Below are 14,769 nucleotides of genomic sequence, written 5' to 3'. Positions count from 1 at the left end.
GTAAAAAGAATGGGTGGTATCAGTGTTTGGCAACTTTTAATCATTGCTGTAATTGTTGTATTGCTATTCGGAACTAAGAAACTGCGCGGTATCGGTGGCGATCTGGGTGGTGCCGTTAAGGGCTTCAAGAAAGCGATGAGCGAAGATGATTCTGCGAAGAAAGAAGACAAAGACGCAGACTTCGAGCCAAAAAGTTTAGAAGAGCAGCAAAAGAAAGAATCTGCTCCTGAAACGAAAAAAGACAAAGAGCAGGCGTAAAACGTGTTTGATATCGGTTTTTGGGAACTGGTATTAATATCTGTTGTTGGTCTGGTTGTTCTTGGTCCCGAGCGTTTGCCACATGCCATCCGCAGTGTCTCTCGTTTTGTCGGAGCAGCGAAGAGTATGGCAAATAGCGTCAAAGACGAATTGTCACACGAGCTAAAAGTCCAAGAACTGCAAGAAAACTTGCGTAAAGCTGAGCAAATGGGGATGGATGATCTGTCTCCTGAGCTAAAGTCTTCTGTTGAAGAACTGAAGAAAGCCGCGCAATCTGTAAACCGCCCTTACGCGGAACCAACCAAATCAGACGCAGAGCCGCAAGAAGCTGCAAAAGCGACTGAAACCGTTGAGAAAGCGGAAGAGATTAAGGTTACAGCGGCAGATAAGAAAGCCGAATAGTCTCATTAGGAGGAGCTACTAGACATTGGTAGCTCCTTTTTGATCTGGTTTTTAAAAAGAGGTTTGCCATGTCTACCGTCGAGCAGACACAACCTTTAATTAGTCATCTATTAGAACTTCGCAATCGACTGCTAAAAGCAATTGCCGCAGTATTGGTCGTGTTTGTTGGGCTAATTTATTTCTCCAACCACATTTATGAATTTGTTTCTGCACCTTTGGTAGAGCGTTTACCTGAAGGCGCGACGATGATCGCAACCGATGTGGCTTCACCCTTCTTTACACCGCTGAAGCTAACGCTTATCGCATCGGTGTTTGTCGCGGTGCCGTTTATTTTGTACCAAGTTTGGGCATTTGTGGCGCCCGGGTTGTACAAGCATGAACGTCGTTTGATCATGCCATTGTTGTTCTCGAGCTCACTGTTGTTCTATTGCGGCGTGGCGTTTGCCTACTTCGTGGTATTCCCGCTGGTGTTTGGCTTCTTTACTGCTATCTCTCTTGGTGGGGTAGAGTTCGCAACCGACATCTCGAGTTACCTTGATTTTGTTCTGGCGCTGTTTATGGCGTTTGGTATTGCGTTTGAAGTGCCTGTAGCGATTATCTTGCTATGTTGGACTGGCGCAACCACACCACAAGATCTGAAAGAGAAGCGCCCATACATTATTGTTTGTGCGTTTATTGTCGGCATGCTATTGACGCCGCCGGATATGATCTCGCAAACCCTTTTAGCAATCCCAATGTGTTTGCTGTTTGAGGTAGGCTTGTTCTTCGCACGTTTCTACACTCGCAAAGATGAAACGGAAGAGGCGGAAGCAGAAGAGTAATCTCTCCTTCTCAATAGAGAAAAGCGGCTTTTTCGAGCCGCTTTTTCGTTTTCTAAACCTAGCCAAACTATCTCACTCGCTTGATGTATCCACATCGTGAGCAAACATATACCTCTTTAATCCCCACTAATTTCTCCCAAAGCCTGCGCTGACGACGCTGTAAGTAACCCCCATGTTTGCACATACATATCCCTATTTTTATTGTTGTTTATTTGGGGAACTTTATGTGATGTTAGTTCCATTGTTAAATAAAGATTCTGTATTTGATTCAGTAGGTTATCTATCAAATCAATACAGTCACATTTAACGGAATAAAGTTCTAATTATCTGAGATGGAAGTATGGTGCACGTTTGAAACGAGTTTAAAGGTTATTAGGTGAAGTGAGTTTGACTGTGTAACGACTTGTAATGGTTGAAAGCGGGAAAGGCGACCCATGAAGAGCCACCTTATTGCGGTTGGATTGGACTGAGCCAATTATCTCAGCTTAAGGACATAACCGCATTTAGAACAGACATAAAGTTCTTTAATGCCGATTAGTTTTTGAATCCAACTGCGCTGCTGACGTTGCAAGTATACTCCATGATTACACATTATGAGTCCCATCTATTTTGATTTTATAAGCCGTCGGGCATTTTATGTGAAATTATTTCCATACTGCAATGATGTGAATAATATAGTTATCCATCTCAAATATATGATTTTTCTATACCATACGTAAAGATCCCATACGAGCTCAAAGTCAGACGGAGGTTCATAACGTTTTCGTCCAAGTTGTTCGCTTTGAAGTCGGGATAAAAAGTGTGACAAGTAGAGAAGAAATTATTTAACTCTGAGCATATATCCACATCGTGAACAGACGTAGACTTCTTTAATTCCGATCAGTTTTTGCCAAAAAGTTCGTCTGTGGCGCTGTAGGTAAATATTGTGTTTGCACTGTTCCATAAATTGCCCAACTCAATAAGTGTATGAGCAATATTAGGAATCTTAATGGCTCTGTCTCAATAGCACGGATTTTTGAATTTATCAGCCGGTGCTATAGAAATAGAGTAAGGTGACTGAATGTGAGGTCTATAACCCTGAGGCTATTTGAGGTTAAACAGCGCTTCTGCGTTTTTAGTCGTTCGGGTGTCGATAGCTTCAAGGCTTTCCCCACGAAGTTCGGCCACGCGCGCCGCCACTAGAGAAGTATAAGCTGGCTCGTTGCGTTTACCACGATGTGGTACAGGTGCAAGGTAAGGACAGTCTGTCTCTAGAATCACCCAATTCATGTCCAGGTGCGGGATAACTTTATCCATGCCGCCGTTTTTAAACGTAGAGACACCACCTAGACCTAAGTGGAATCCTAGCTCATTGATCGCTTGCGCTTCTTCTGCGCTGCCACCGAAACAGTGGAATACGCCACGCAAGCGGCCGTCTTGTTCTTGACGCAGTAAGGTCAGCGTTTCTTCAATCGAGTCACGTGTGTGGATAACGACAGGCAAATCCATCTCTTTTGCCCAGTTTAACTGAGTCACAAACGCCATTTCTTGTTCCGCGCGGAAGGTTTTATCCCAGTACAGGTCGATACCGATTTCACCCACTGCAATGAAGTTGTGCTTTTCAAACCAACCACGAATGATTTCTAGTGTTTGCTCAATATTGCCATCTACATAACATGGATGCAGACCCATCATTGAGCGACAAACCTCAGGATAAGCCGCCTCGGTTTTTAGCATCGGCTCAATAGATTCAAGATCGATGTTTGGTAGCAGAATTCTATCAATGCCTTGTTCTAAAGCACGTTTCACCACCTCGTCGCGGTCGTTATCAAATTCGCTAGCGTAAATATGAGCGTGAGTATCGATCATGGTTGGTCTCTATGGTTCATCGGTGTATGGAATTAGTGAGAAGTATACTTGAGTGTGAGTGCTGGGTCATTTTCGGTTTTTTCATGCCGTTTTTCCATATTGCTGCTCGCAAGGTGCATCAAGAGTGATATGATTTTGCCACCAGATGATTTGATCATCGTAACCTTCCAGACAAGGAGAAAGTGGTGTCTGTATCAATTCAAGGTCCATTCCCTGCACGCCGTATGCGTCGTATGCGTAAGCACGATTTTAGTCGTCGTCTGATGGCTGAAAACCAAGTTTCAGTAAACGATCTGATTTACCCAATGTTCATTTTGATGGGCAAAGATCGTCGTGAAAGTGTTGAATCGATGCCGGGTGTAGAACGTTTGTCGATTGATTTAATGCTAGAAGAAGCACAATACCTAGCAAACCTAGGCGTACCAGCAATCGCGCTTTTCCCTGTCGTAAACCAAGACGCTAAAAGCTTATGTGCTGCTGAAGCTTACAACCCTGAAGGTTTGGTTCAGCGCGCAGTACGTGCATTAAAAGAGCACGTGCCTCAAATCGGTGTGATCACAGATGTGGCACTCGACCCGTTCACTACTCACGGCCAAGACGGCATCATCGATGAAGATGGCTACGTGATGAATGATGAGACAACCGAAGTTCTCGTAAAACAAGCGCTTTCTCACGCAGAAGCAGGCGCTGACGTGGTTGCACCATCAGACATGATGGATGGTCGTATCGGCAAAATCCGTGAAGCACTAGAAGAAGCGGGTCACATCCATACTCAAATCATGGCTTACTCTGCGAAATACGCATCAAACTACTACGGTCCATTCCGTGATGCCGTTGGTTCATCAGCGAACCTAAAAGGCGGCAACAAGAAAAACTACCAAATGGACCCTGCGAATACAGATGAAGCGCTACATGAAGTGGCTCTTGATATCAATGAAGGCGCTGACATGGTGATGGTTAAGCCAGGCATGCCTTACCTTGATGTGGTTCGCCGTGTTAAGGCTGAGCTTCAAGTTCCAACGTTCGCTTACCAAGTTTCGGGTGAGTACGCGATGCATAAAGCAGCCATCATGAATGGTTGGCTGAAAGAGCGCGAGACTGTGATGGAATCGCTACTTTGCTTCAAACGTGCAGGCGCAGATGGCATCCTGACTTACTTCGCGAAAGATGTAGCAGAGTGGCTAGCGGAAGAAAATGCACAACCTGCAGAGCACCTAGTCAAAGCGCAAGAAGCGACAGACGAGTAATTATCGCTCAATGAGAAAAGCCAGACCGACAATTGTTGTCGGTCTGAATATACCCAAGTAACCTCAAGACGGAATACACACGGCTTGAAGTTACTTGGGTATATTTATTTCTGGAGAGTAAGACAATGACAATGCTGATTCGTGAAGGCACGCTGGAAGAGGCGATCCAAGTGGTAGCTCGTGTTACTGAGTTTGCACATGGTGAGACGGTTGAATCCATGGCTGAGCGCCTAGGAGATAAAAAAAGTTTAATCCTAGTGGCTGAGAAAGCGGGGACGATCCTAGGTTTCAAAATCGGCTACGAGTTAGATGAATATACCTTCTACAGTTGGTTTGGTGGCGTAGCACCAGAAGCGCGCAATGAAGGCGTGGCGCAAATGTTATTAGAAGCGCAGGAGGAATGGGTAGTAGAGCAGGGCTACAAAACTTTAAAAGTGAAATCTCGTAACCAATTTCCTGCCATGCTTCGCTTGTTGCTAAGAAATGAATACATTATTGAAAAGTTTGAAGAAAAACCGAACTTACGTGAGTCTAGAGTACGCTTCATTAAGGCGCTATAAAAAATAAATGAGATTTTTTCTCATTTAGGTATTGACTGTTAAATGAGAATCATTATTATTAAACCTGTCTTAGGGAATGAGGAAAGTTCACAAGGACGTTGAATTGCTAATTAACCGAGTGTTGAGAAGGTAATGAAACATTTTCCCCAGAACTTGCACTAATTCTTTTTGACACGACATTGCTCACATTGCTTCCAGTGTAATTTATAGCTTCTTGGTTAAGCTGCCATACAAATGGAAATAGCTTTACCACTTCTGCTAGGCGACCCAATTGGGTCGCTTTTTTCTTTTCTGTGATTTCTAATTGACGCCTCCATCGGCAACTTTTCCACATGTCATGATCATTTCAGGATCGTTGATCTTGTCTTTTGTTTTAAAATAATTACCACTAAAACAATAGTTTATGTTTGTTTTTTTCTGTCTTTATTTCCATGGGATAACCAGTGGATAATTTCTATAAACAGAGTTATCCACAGTGAGAGGTGTTTTTCGTGAATAACATCGGAAAATTTCCGCGAACTTGATCGAGCGAACAAGATAGATTCGGATCAGCAGTCATGGCATTCTAAGCAGATCTATTAAGTACTGATTTGGATACAGACAATTATGGCAAGTATTCCTGAAAATCCGTTGATTCTGATCGACGGTTCTTCTTATCTATATCGCGCTTTTCACGCTTACCCAGGCACGATGAGTAACGGTGAAATTCCAACTAACGCAGTTTACGGTGTGGTGAACATGTTACGCAGTATGATGCGTCAGTTTGCTTCGGATCGCATTGCGGTGGTTTTCGATGCGAAGGGTAAAACCTTCCGAGACGATATGTACCCAGAATACAAAGCGAACCGTCCACCAATGCCGGATGATCTTCGTTGCCAAATTGAGCCACTGCATAACGTCATTCGAGCAATGGGCCTGCCACTGATCTGTATTCCTGGCGTAGAAGCTGATGATGTTATCGGAACTTTGGCTTATCAAGCATCACAACAGGGCATGCCGGTTTTGATCAGTACAGGCGATAAAGACATGGCCCAACTTGTCGATGATAACGTCACCTTGATCAATACCATGACTAACGTCGTGATGGATCGTGAAGGGGTGATTGAGAAGTTTGGTATTCCACCAGAGCTGATCATCGATTACCTAGCGTTGATGGGCGATAAAGTCGACAACATCCCCGGCGTTCCGGGTGTTGGTGATAAAACTGCAACTGCACTTCTGCAGGGGATCGGCGGTCTAACTAAGCTGTATGAAAACCTCGACGATATCGCTGCGCTTGGTTTCCGTGGTTCCAAAACCATGGCGAAGAAGCTTGTGGACAACAAAGACGATGCGATGATGTCTTATGAGTTGGCAACCATCAAGTTGGATGTGGAGCTGGAAGAGACGCCAGAATCATTGCTAAAAGCAGAGCCAAGCACAGATGAGCTGATCAAACTGTACGGTCAGTTGACGTTCAAGTCTTGGTTGAATGAGTTATTAGAAGGCGGCACAGGTGTCGTAGAAGCGGATGAATCAACCGGCGCAGTGCGTGGTGGTTCTGCTTCATCTAAAGCAGATATGGACACCTCAGCAGTAAAAATCGACCGTAGCCAATACGAAACCATCCTGGATGAAGCTTTATTTAATGCTTGGTTAGATAAACTAAAAGCGTCTGAGTTATTTGCGTTTGATACCGAAACCGACAGCCTAGATTACATGGTGGCAAACCTAGTAGGTCTATCATTTGCGACCGATGAAGGCATTGCGGCTTATGTACCAGTGGCCCATGACTATCTAGATGCGCCTCAGCAACTTGATCGTGATTGGGTACTCGAACAGCTTAAGCCAATTCTTGAAGATGAAGCTCAATCGAAAGTTGGTCAAAACTTAAAATACGACGCATCTGTGCTAGCTCGCTACGGCATTGAGATGAAAGGTATCAAGCACGACACTATGTTAGCGTCTTACGTTTACAACAGCGTAGGTGGCAAACACGATATGGACAGCTTGGCACTGCGCTTTCTACAACACAGCTGCATTTCATTCGAGCAAATCGCAGGTAAAGGTAAGAATCAACTGACCTTCAACCAAATCGATCTGGATGAAGCTTCACCATACGCAGCGGAAGATGCGGACGTGACACTTCGTCTACATAACCGTTTGTTTGCCAACATCGAGCAAGATGAGAAGCTAAAAACCGTATACGAAGAAATCGAAATGCCACTTGTACCAGTGCTGTCTCGCATTGAACGCACAGGTGTACTGATTGATGACATGAAGCTTAGTGCGCAGTCGGTAGAGATCGCCGCACGTCTGGATGAGCTTGAGCAGAAAGCCTATGAGATTGCAGAGCAAGAGTTCAACATGAACTCACCGAAGCAGTTGCAAGCACTTCTGTTTGAGAAAATGGGTCTGCCAGTCATCAAGAAGACACCATCAGGGACGCCTTCTACTAATGAAGAAGTGCTGCAAGAACTGGCTCTGGATTACCCACTACCAAAACTGATTTTGGAATACCGTGGTCTGGCGAAGTTAAAATCAACGTACACCGACAAATTACCGAAGATGATTAACCCATCAACGGGCCGTGTGCATACTTCTTACCACCAAGCGGTTACTGCAACGGGACGTCTATCTTCAACCGATCCTAACTTGCAGAACATTCCAATTCGTAACGAAGAAGGTCGTCGTATTCGTCAGGCATTTATTGCACCGACGGGATATAAGATCTTGGCAGTCGACTACTCTCAAATTGAATTGCGTATTATGGCGCACCTGTCAGGTGACCAAGCGCTGCTTGATGCGTTCCGCGATGGTAAAGATATCCATGCAGCAACGGCGGCAGAAATCATGGGTGTTTCTATCGACCAAGTCTCAAGTGAACAGCGTCGTCGTGCAAAAGCGGTTAACTTTGGTTTGATTTACGGCATGAGCGCATTTGGCTTAGCAAAACAGCTCGGTATTCCGCGTGGTGAAGCGCAGGCTTACATGGACAAGTACTTCGAACGTTACCCTGGTGTAATGCAGTACATGGAAGACACGCGTAGTACTGCTTCTGCACAAGGTTACGTAGAGACGATTTTTGGTCGTCGTCTGCATCTTCCAGAAATTCAATCTCGTAACGGTATGCGTCGTAAAGCTGCTGAGCGTGCCGCGATTAACGCGCCGATGCAGGGTACCGCTGCGGATATCATCAAGAAAGCGATGTTATTAGTGGATGAGTGGATTCAGCAAGAAGGTAATGGTCGAGTGAAACTTCTCATGCAAGTGCACGATGAATTGGTTTTTGAAGTTGAAGAGTCTTCTTTGTCCGAAATTGAAAATAAAGTACAGAATTTGATGGAATCTGCAGCAGAACTGAAAGTTCCTCTAGTGGCAGAAGCAGGTCACGGTGATAACTGGGACCAAGCACACTAGTCACTTTTAAATCAATTTTACTAATTAAACATGAGCCAGCGCACAAACGCTGGCTTTTTTGTGCTAATAAAAAAGCAATTCAATTGTGAGAATTATTGTTGCTTAATAAAACTTTCATGAAAAAAAATTACAAAAATTCTTTGCAAATCTGACCAATTGTTGTACATTATCTCTCGTAGGGTACAGAGGTAAGATGTTCTATCTTTCAGACCTTTTGTTTCACGTTATTGGATTAGGCTGATTCAGCCGCCCCAGTCAGTTTTTGACTGGGGCGTTTTTTATTGGGCGAAAGAAAATTTTTCTTTTTGATCAATAAGTTAAAATAGTCCACAAAAATGCACTTTTTTAGACCTCTCTAAGTTACTGTCAAATCTAGCTTTTTCACTCCAATTTATTGCGTTATTCATGCTGTAAATTTACGCCAGTCACACTATTATTTTTTCTCGAAAGAAACTAAGTTACGTCTTTTTGATGTTCTGCTTAACTTAACTATATGAATAATAGGGCTATTGTGTCGTGTGGGTGAGGGTGTTTGGTTTGAGGTAGAAGATAAGATTGCTTTTTAACCTATTGAAATCGAATCTCAGTTCAGTAATGCTTCGCCTCATAACAATAATTACCAATTTTTCTCTCCCGTTATCCCTGCCAGGAAGGTGGGGATTTTTATTGCCTGAAATTCACCTTTCTTGCCCCACATAAGCAAAAGCCCCACCAAAAGGCAGGGCTGTGTCGAAAAAATTTAACAAATTTTGTTAATTATTCTTCGTTGCTCTCTTGAGCGTCATCTTGTTCGTCTTCTTCAAGAAGGTGTGCGATTGCCGGTGCAAACCAAACGTCCAGTTTGGCACGAAGCTGATCAACTCCCAGACCTTTCAATGAAGAGAACACATCAACCGATACATCGCCACCAAACGTCTCTGCTTGTTTGCGAATTTTCAGTAGTACCTGTTTACGAGCGCCGCTTTTTAGCTTGTCAGCTTTAGTCAGCAGTACTTGCACAGGGATGCGGCTGTCGATTGCCCAGAAAATCATTTGCTGGTCGAGATCTTTCATTGGGTGACGAATGTCCATTAGAACCACGAGACCTTTTAGACACTCACGTTTCTGTAGGTATTCACCTAATGACTTTTGCCATTTGTTCTTCATCTCAACCGGTACTTGAGCGAAGCCGTATCCTGGCAAATCGACGATATGACAACCTTCTTGTACTTTGAAAAGGTTGATCAATTGAGTACGACCTGGGGTCTTTGATGTCTTCGCTAGACTTTTTTGGTTAGTCAGGCGATTCAGTGCACTCGATTTACCAGCGTTTGAGCGTCCTGCAAACGCAATTTCGACACCTTCGTCCTCCGGTAAGTGACGAATATCGGGTGCGCTGGTGATGAAATGCGTGTTTTGGTAATGAATTTTTACGCTCACTGTTAACTCCATCTCGACTTTGTGTAGTCGATTGATTACTTTTTTGTGAAATTGTGTAAAATAACCGTGCTCGGCATAAGGTCGCCTATTGTACCATGAGTGTACGCGGTATGTTCACATTCCGTGGTACTGGAAGCTTGATAATTATAATGGAATGTCATGAAGAAATTAGCGCTAATTTTGAGTCTTTTAGCCAGTTGCTCAGTATGGGCCCAAGGTAATATTGAAGCTGGTAAAGCAAAATCACAAACCTGTGTCGCCTGTCACGGAGCAGATGGTAACAGTGCACTAGCAATGTACCCGAATCTTGCAGGCCAACACGCTAAGTATCTTGAGAAGCAATTAAAAGATCTAAAACTAGGTATGACTAGTGGTGGTAAACAAGGTCGTTACGATCCTGTAATGAGTGGTATGGCTATGCCACTAAGTGATGAAGACATCGCGGATCTATCTGCTTACTATGCCTCTTTACCTATTGCAGAGAGCTCAACCCCCGAAAATGTGGTCGAGCAAGGTAAGGTACTTTACACCGCTGGTGATGCAGAGCGTGGTCTAACCGCATGTATTGCGTGTCACGGTCCTCGTGGTAACGGCACTGAGCTTTCAGGTTTCCCTAAAATTTCTGGTCAGCAAGCTGACTACATCAAAGCTCAGTTAGAGAAGTTCCGTGATGGTGCTCGTGGTAATGATATGAATGCCATGATGCGTGACATCGCAAAGAAAATGACAGACGAAGACATCGAAGTTCTGTCGAAATACGTTGGCGGTCTGCACTAAGCCCCCTACACCGCGTTCGAGCAAAGTTATACAGGAATGCCCCAACTATTGGTTGGGGCATTTTTGTTTGTGGCTTTGTGTGATCTCGATCTTATTCAATGTTAAACATAAAAGTGATAGATAGCTTGAAGCCTTGTGAGACATTTGCCATACGTGATCGATGCGATTTCTCTCTATAACTTTTAAGTTATTGATAAAATGGGTTATTTATTTATGGCAAAAAATTAGTGTCATTAATTGCTTTTGGTGACTTGTTGGTTTTTACGAAACCCGTAAAGTAGACGGTGTTCACAAGGAGTGAACCTCAGGAATTTAGACCATGGATATAAGGTCTCCAAGGACGCAAGCGAAGGACGTTTGGTAGTCGGAAAAGGGACTTAGATAGGCAAGGAGCCTATCAGATATGGATGGTCATCTAGTCTAACGGTTAAGACAGCGAAACGGATCAGGCTTCAGGAAGTAGCTCAGTAAACAGGAAGTGAAAGGATAGCCAAAACTCATCAGGAAGATGAAGAACAACACTTTTTGGCAGGGAAAGCTTGAAAAACAAAAGGATTCTTGGTGCACCAGATGTGTGCAACACAGTTTCGCCACTTATTGGTGGCATTCAGAAAGCGACAGTCTCACTGTCGCTTTTTTTATATTCATTTTTGCCAATCAAAGTTTTTTAACAAAAACTGCTGAAAAAGTATCCAGCAACACTCCAATCTGTGTCCACTTTCTGGTATGTTTCGCATCCCTGTTTGAGGAAGTCAGCATGCACACCTGTCCTTTATGCCAGAATCAGCGCACTCACCACTTTTTTGAAGATAAGCGACGCGAGTATCTTCAGTGTGAACAGTGCAGTTTGGTATTCGTCAATCCAGACCAACGTTTGGATGCGAAAACTGAAAAAGCTCACTATGATCTGCATGAGAACAATCCTGAAGATATGGGATATCGACATTTTTTGTCGCGAATTGCTGACCCAATCGCAGAGCGAATTTCACCACAATCGAACGGAATCGACTTTGGTTGTGGTCCAGGCCCTACGCTTTCATTAATGTTAGAAGAAGCAGGGCACAACATGGCGTTGTATGATCTTTACTATCACCCTAATACATCGGTGTTAGAAAAGCAGTATGACTTCATGACAGCAACAGAGGTGATCGAACACCTCTACCACCCCGATGTGGTGTGGAAGCAATGGTTGAATTTAGTTAAGCCAGGTGGCTGGATAGGCCTGATGACAAAAATGGTCATCGATGTAGAAGCCTTTCAATCATGGCATTATAAGAACGATCCTACTCACGTGGTGTTCTTTAGCCGTGAAACGTTCCAGTTCCTAGCTGAGCGGGATAAGCTCGAACTCGAATTTATTGGTAATGATGTAATTTTACTGAGGAAAGCCCAGTAATGAGCCGTAGTAAAAAATCTAGAAAGCCAGGTGCAGCAGGCGCACCTGAATTTGTTGTCACTCGTAACCGCACAGAATCTGACGTTGAAGGCCGTCTACGCAAGCGCGCTAAAAAGCGTAAAGGCTTGAAGACAGGTAACCGTAACTCAGAAGTGAATGAACAGAAGAAGCAATCGGCTGCCCAAAATCGTGATCCACGTTTAGGTAGTAAGAAGAAAATTCCTCTGATCGTTGAGCCAGCGAAGAAGATGACAAAACAAGAGCGTCGCCTATCGGCTGAGCAAGAGCTAGAGATGCTAGAAAACGATGCGCAATTGAACGTGTTGTTGGATCGCATTGAAGCGGGTGAGAACCTAGGCACGGGTCTACAGAAGTTCGTAGATGAGAAGCTAGATCGCATCGAAAAACTGATGGACCAACTTGGTCTACTTGAGCCGGAAGAAGAGGAAGACTTCACCGCTCCTGCTGCTAAAGGTACTCGCAACGACGATGACCTACTAGCGGATTTCGATGATATCAACTTCGACGACTACAAAGGATAAGTAATTCATGAACGTAACCTTATTAGCGATTGCGGGTGCTGTGATCATTATCGCGCTGGCTTCATATGCAGGTTACCTTCTGCTTCAATTGAAAAAGCAAAAGGAATTGCAGCTGAAGCATAAAAAATTGGCGATCGATAAACGTAACGCCAACATTTTTGAGAACGTGCATACTTTGTGTCAGGCTGGCATTCAAGGCCAGTGTGATTTATCTGAAATCAGCATTCGTGTATACAACATCATGGACTATGTTCAGGGTGAAGACCGGGTGGATTTTGATAAAACGTACCCAGCGATTTCTGAGCTTTACCATATTGTGAAAGATATGGCGCGTGGTGAAGACCGACAGCAACTTGCGAAGAAAGAGCGTATGCAACAAAACTTGGATCGCCATAAAGCAGAGCAGCGCTTGACGGATACGATCGTAGAAGAACTCAAAGTGTTGCAAAAAAACGTCCAGCCACTGAATAACCAAATCAATATTCAGATGATCTAGTTTGTATCCCCAATGGCTTTCTTATTGCTATTGGGGGTATCGTGATCACGCTAGCACTTCTTTGGTTTTATACTTAAAAAGCCACCTGCGGTTACCGTTGTTGCCTTTGTCATATGGCAAAATAACGACCTCTGAATATTGGGTAACGATTTTCGTTGCCCTCGCATTTAACGGAAAGTACCACCATGTCGAATCAACATACTGAATCGAAGCAGCAAATTGTCTGGGATCAAGCGGTATTGGATAAGTACAACTATTCCGGTCCTCGCTATACGTCGTACCCAACGGCGCTGGAGTTTCATGAAGCATTTACCATTTCAGACTACGATATGGCATGCACTCAATACCCAGATCGTCCGTTATCTTTGTACGTTCATATTCCGTTTTGCCACAAGCTTTGCTACTACTGCGGCTGTAACAAGGTCATTACTCGTCATTCGCACAAAGCAGACGAATACCTAGACGTACTGGAGCATGAAATTCGTCAACGCGCATCGTTGCTTGGTGAGCGTACAGTCACTCAACTGCACTTTGGTGGTGGTACACCAACTTTCTTGTCTGAAAAACAAATCACTCGTGTGATGGATTTATTGCGCCAAGAATTTATCTTTAATGCGGACGCTGAAATCAGTATTGAGGTGGACCCGCGTGAAATCGAACTAACCATGCTGGATCATCTGCGCAGTGAAGGTTTCAATCGTCTGAGCATTGGTGTTCAGGACTTCAATAAAGAAGTTCAGCAGCTTGTGAATCGCGAGCAAGATGAAGAATTTATCTTTGCGATGGTCGCACGCGCCAAAGAGCTTGGCTTTCGTTCAACGAACCTCGATCTAATTTACGGCTTACCGAAGCAAACGAAGGTGTCCTTTGCTAAAACACTTGAGCAAGTGTTAGAAATGCAGCCGGGTCGTTTATCTGTGTTTAACTACGCGCATATGCCTCAGCTATTTGCTGCGCAGCGTAAGATTAAAGACGAGGATTTGCCGAAAGCTGAAGAGAAGATGGCGATTCTGCAAGACACGATCGCGACACTTACGGGAGCTGGTTACCAATTCATCGGTATGGACCACTTTGCGATGCCAGATGATGAACTTGCCGTCGCCCAGCGTGAAGGTATTTTGCACCGCAACTTCCAAGGCTACACCACGCAAGGTGAGTGTGATTTGGTCGGCTTTGGTGTTTCTGCGATTTCCATGATTGGTGATGCGTACGCGCAAAACCAAAAAGAGTTGAAGAAGTACTATGCTCAAGTGAATGACTTGCGTCATGCACTCTGGAAAGGGGTTTCTTTAGACTCAGATGATTTGCTACGCCGTGAGGTGATTAAGCAGCTTATCTGTAACTTTAAACTGGATAAGAAAGCGATTGAGTCTGAGTTTGCAGTGAAGTTCGAACAGTACTTCAAAGAAGATCTACAGCTTCTACAAACTTTCGTTGATGACAAGTTGGTAGAAGTGGATGAGCGTGAAATTCAGGTGACACTTCGTGGTCGCTTATTGATTCGTAATATCTGTATGTGCTTCGACAAGTACCTACGAGCGAAAGCGCGTCAGCAGCAATTCTCTCGCGTTATCTAAGCTCTCAATAGATTCCGGATATAAAAA

General features: G+C 44.1%; 14 protein-coding genes. 12 read left to right on the top strand and 2 right to left on the bottom strand.

Going from position 1 to position 14,769, the window contains the following annotated elements; genetic code table 11:
* Window positions 1-9 precede the first annotated feature (9 nt).
* The 3 genes from tatA to tatC all read left to right on the top strand — a co-directional run bounded on the left by tatA (window position 10) and on the right by tatC (window position 1,481).
* Window positions 10-258: a Sec-independent protein translocase subunit TatA gene (gene tatA / locus VJL_RS08005; protein ID WP_038877017.1), complete on the top strand. Its 249-nt coding sequence runs from the start codon at window positions 10-12 to the stop codon at window positions 256-258.
* A gap of 3 nt (window positions 259-261) precedes the next feature.
* Window positions 262-660 carry a Sec-independent protein translocase protein TatB gene (tatB, locus tag VJL_RS08000; protein ID WP_038870003.1) on the top strand — a complete coding sequence of 133 codons (399 nt, stop codon included), beginning with the start codon at window positions 262-264 and terminating at the stop codon, window positions 658-660.
* 68 nt (window positions 661-728) lie between these two features.
* Complete coding sequence (tatC, locus tag VJL_RS07995; protein ID WP_038870004.1) at window positions 729-1,481, top strand: twin-arginine translocase subunit TatC; 753 nt, start codon at window positions 729-731, stop codon at window positions 1,479-1,481.
* Between the two features lie 1,083 nt (window positions 1,482-2,564).
* Here tatC and VJL_RS07990 read toward each other — a convergent pair.
* Complete coding sequence (locus tag VJL_RS07990) at window positions 2,565-3,329, bottom strand: TatD family hydrolase (protein ID WP_038877015.1); 765 nt, start codon at window positions 3,327-3,329, stop codon at window positions 2,565-2,567.
* 185 nt (window positions 3,330-3,514) lie between these two features.
* On the opposite strand from VJL_RS07990, the gene hemB reads away from it, so the two are divergent.
* The 4 genes from hemB (at window position 3,515) to spfP (ending at window position 8,776) form a co-directional block, all read left to right on the top strand.
* Entirely contained in the window at window positions 3,515-4,576 is a 1,062-nt protein-coding gene (gene hemB, locus VJL_RS07985; RefSeq protein WP_038877013.1) for a porphobilinogen synthase, read from the top strand.
* Between the two features lie 125 nt (window positions 4,577-4,701).
* Window positions 4,702-5,136, top strand: a complete 435-nt coding sequence (locus tag VJL_RS07980; protein WP_038877011.1) for a GNAT family N-acetyltransferase — start codon at window positions 4,702-4,704, stop codon at window positions 5,134-5,136.
* A 606-nt stretch (window positions 5,137-5,742) separates the two neighbouring features.
* Window positions 5,743-8,535, top strand: coding sequence for a DNA polymerase I (gene polA / locus VJL_RS07975; protein ID WP_038877009.1), 2,793 nt, complete (start codon window positions 5,743-5,745; stop codon window positions 8,533-8,535).
* Window positions 8,536-8,728: 193 nt separating this feature from the next.
* Window positions 8,729-8,776, top strand: a complete 48-nt coding sequence (spfP, locus tag VJL_RS30540; RefSeq protein WP_438356636.1) for a small protein SpfP — start codon at window positions 8,729-8,731, stop codon at window positions 8,774-8,776.
* 515 nt (window positions 8,777-9,291) lie between these two features.
* Here spfP and yihA read toward each other — a convergent pair.
* A complete protein-coding gene (yihA, locus tag VJL_RS07970; protein ID WP_038870014.1) occupies window positions 9,292-9,954 on the bottom strand; it encodes a ribosome biogenesis GTP-binding protein YihA/YsxC in 663 nt (220 codons plus the stop codon).
* Between the two features lie 159 nt (window positions 9,955-10,113).
* On the opposite strand from yihA, the gene VJL_RS07965 reads away from it, so the two are divergent.
* The 5 genes from VJL_RS07965 to hemN all read left to right on the top strand — a co-directional run bounded on the left by VJL_RS07965 (window position 10,114) and on the right by hemN (window position 14,742).
* The gene (locus VJL_RS07965) at window positions 10,114-10,731 is read left to right on the top strand and encodes a c-type cytochrome (RefSeq protein ID WP_038877007.1); all 618 of its coding nucleotides are present in this window, start codon (window positions 10,114-10,116) and stop codon (window positions 10,729-10,731) included.
* 757 nt (window positions 10,732-11,488) lie between these two features.
* On the top strand, window positions 11,489-12,127 hold the full coding sequence (locus tag VJL_RS07960) for a class I SAM-dependent methyltransferase (RefSeq protein ID WP_038877099.1): 639 nt from the start codon (window positions 11,489-11,491) through the stop codon (window positions 12,125-12,127).
* Window positions 12,127-12,669, top strand: coding sequence for a Der GTPase-activating protein YihI (gene yihI, locus VJL_RS07955; protein ID WP_038870017.1), 543 nt, complete (start codon window positions 12,127-12,129; stop codon window positions 12,667-12,669). Before VJL_RS07960 ends, yihI begins: the two co-directional genes overlap by 1 nt.
* Window positions 12,670-12,676: 7 nt before the next feature.
* A complete protein-coding gene (locus VJL_RS07950) occupies window positions 12,677-13,165 on the top strand; it encodes a DUF2489 domain-containing protein (protein ID WP_038870019.1) in 489 nt (162 codons plus the stop codon).
* A gap of 185 nt (window positions 13,166-13,350) precedes the next feature.
* Window positions 13,351-14,742, top strand: a complete 1,392-nt coding sequence (gene hemN / locus VJL_RS07945; protein ID WP_038870022.1) for an oxygen-independent coproporphyrinogen III oxidase — start codon at window positions 13,351-13,353, stop codon at window positions 14,740-14,742.
* Window positions 14,743-14,769: the final 27 nt, after the last annotated feature.

It is taken from the genome of Vibrio jasicida CAIM 1864 = LMG 25398, assembly GCF_000400365.1.
In the GTDB taxonomy this organism is placed as follows: domain Bacteria; phylum Pseudomonadota; class Gammaproteobacteria; order Enterobacterales; family Vibrionaceae; genus Vibrio; species Vibrio jasicida.
Note: the sequence above shows the minus strand (reverse complement) of the source record. Positions and strands in the feature narration are given on the sequence as shown.

Bases quoted from the DNA above. Each gene is read 5' to 3' on its own strand.
- VJL_RS07980 (WP_038877011.1), top strand. From the start codon at position 4,702: ATGACAATGCTGATTCGTGAAGGCACGCTGGAAGAGGCGATCCAAGTG.
- hemN (WP_038870022.1), top strand. From the start codon at position 13,351: ATGTCGAATCAACATACTGAATCGAAGCAGCAAATTGTCTGGGATCAA.
- polA (WP_038877009.1), top strand. From the start codon at position 5,743: ATGGCAAGTATTCCTGAAAATCCGTTGATTCTGATCGACGGTTCTTCT.
- VJL_RS07960 (WP_038877099.1), top strand. From the start codon at position 11,489: ATGCACACCTGTCCTTTATGCCAGAATCAGCGCACTCACCACTTTTTT.
- VJL_RS07990 (WP_038877015.1), bottom strand. From the start codon at position 3,329: ATGATCGATACTCACGCTCATATTTACGCTAGCGAATTTGATAACGAC.
- tatC (WP_038870004.1), top strand. From the start codon at position 729: ATGTCTACCGTCGAGCAGACACAACCTTTAATTAGTCATCTATTAGAA.
- yihI (WP_038870017.1), top strand. From the start codon at position 12,127: ATGAGCCGTAGTAAAAAATCTAGAAAGCCAGGTGCAGCAGGCGCACCT.
- VJL_RS07965 (WP_038877007.1), top strand. From the start codon at position 10,114: ATGAAGAAATTAGCGCTAATTTTGAGTCTTTTAGCCAGTTGCTCAGTA.
- tatA (WP_038877017.1), top strand. From the start codon at position 10: ATGGGTGGTATCAGTGTTTGGCAACTTTTAATCATTGCTGTAATTGTT.
- VJL_RS07950 (WP_038870019.1), top strand. From the start codon at position 12,677: ATGAACGTAACCTTATTAGCGATTGCGGGTGCTGTGATCATTATCGCG.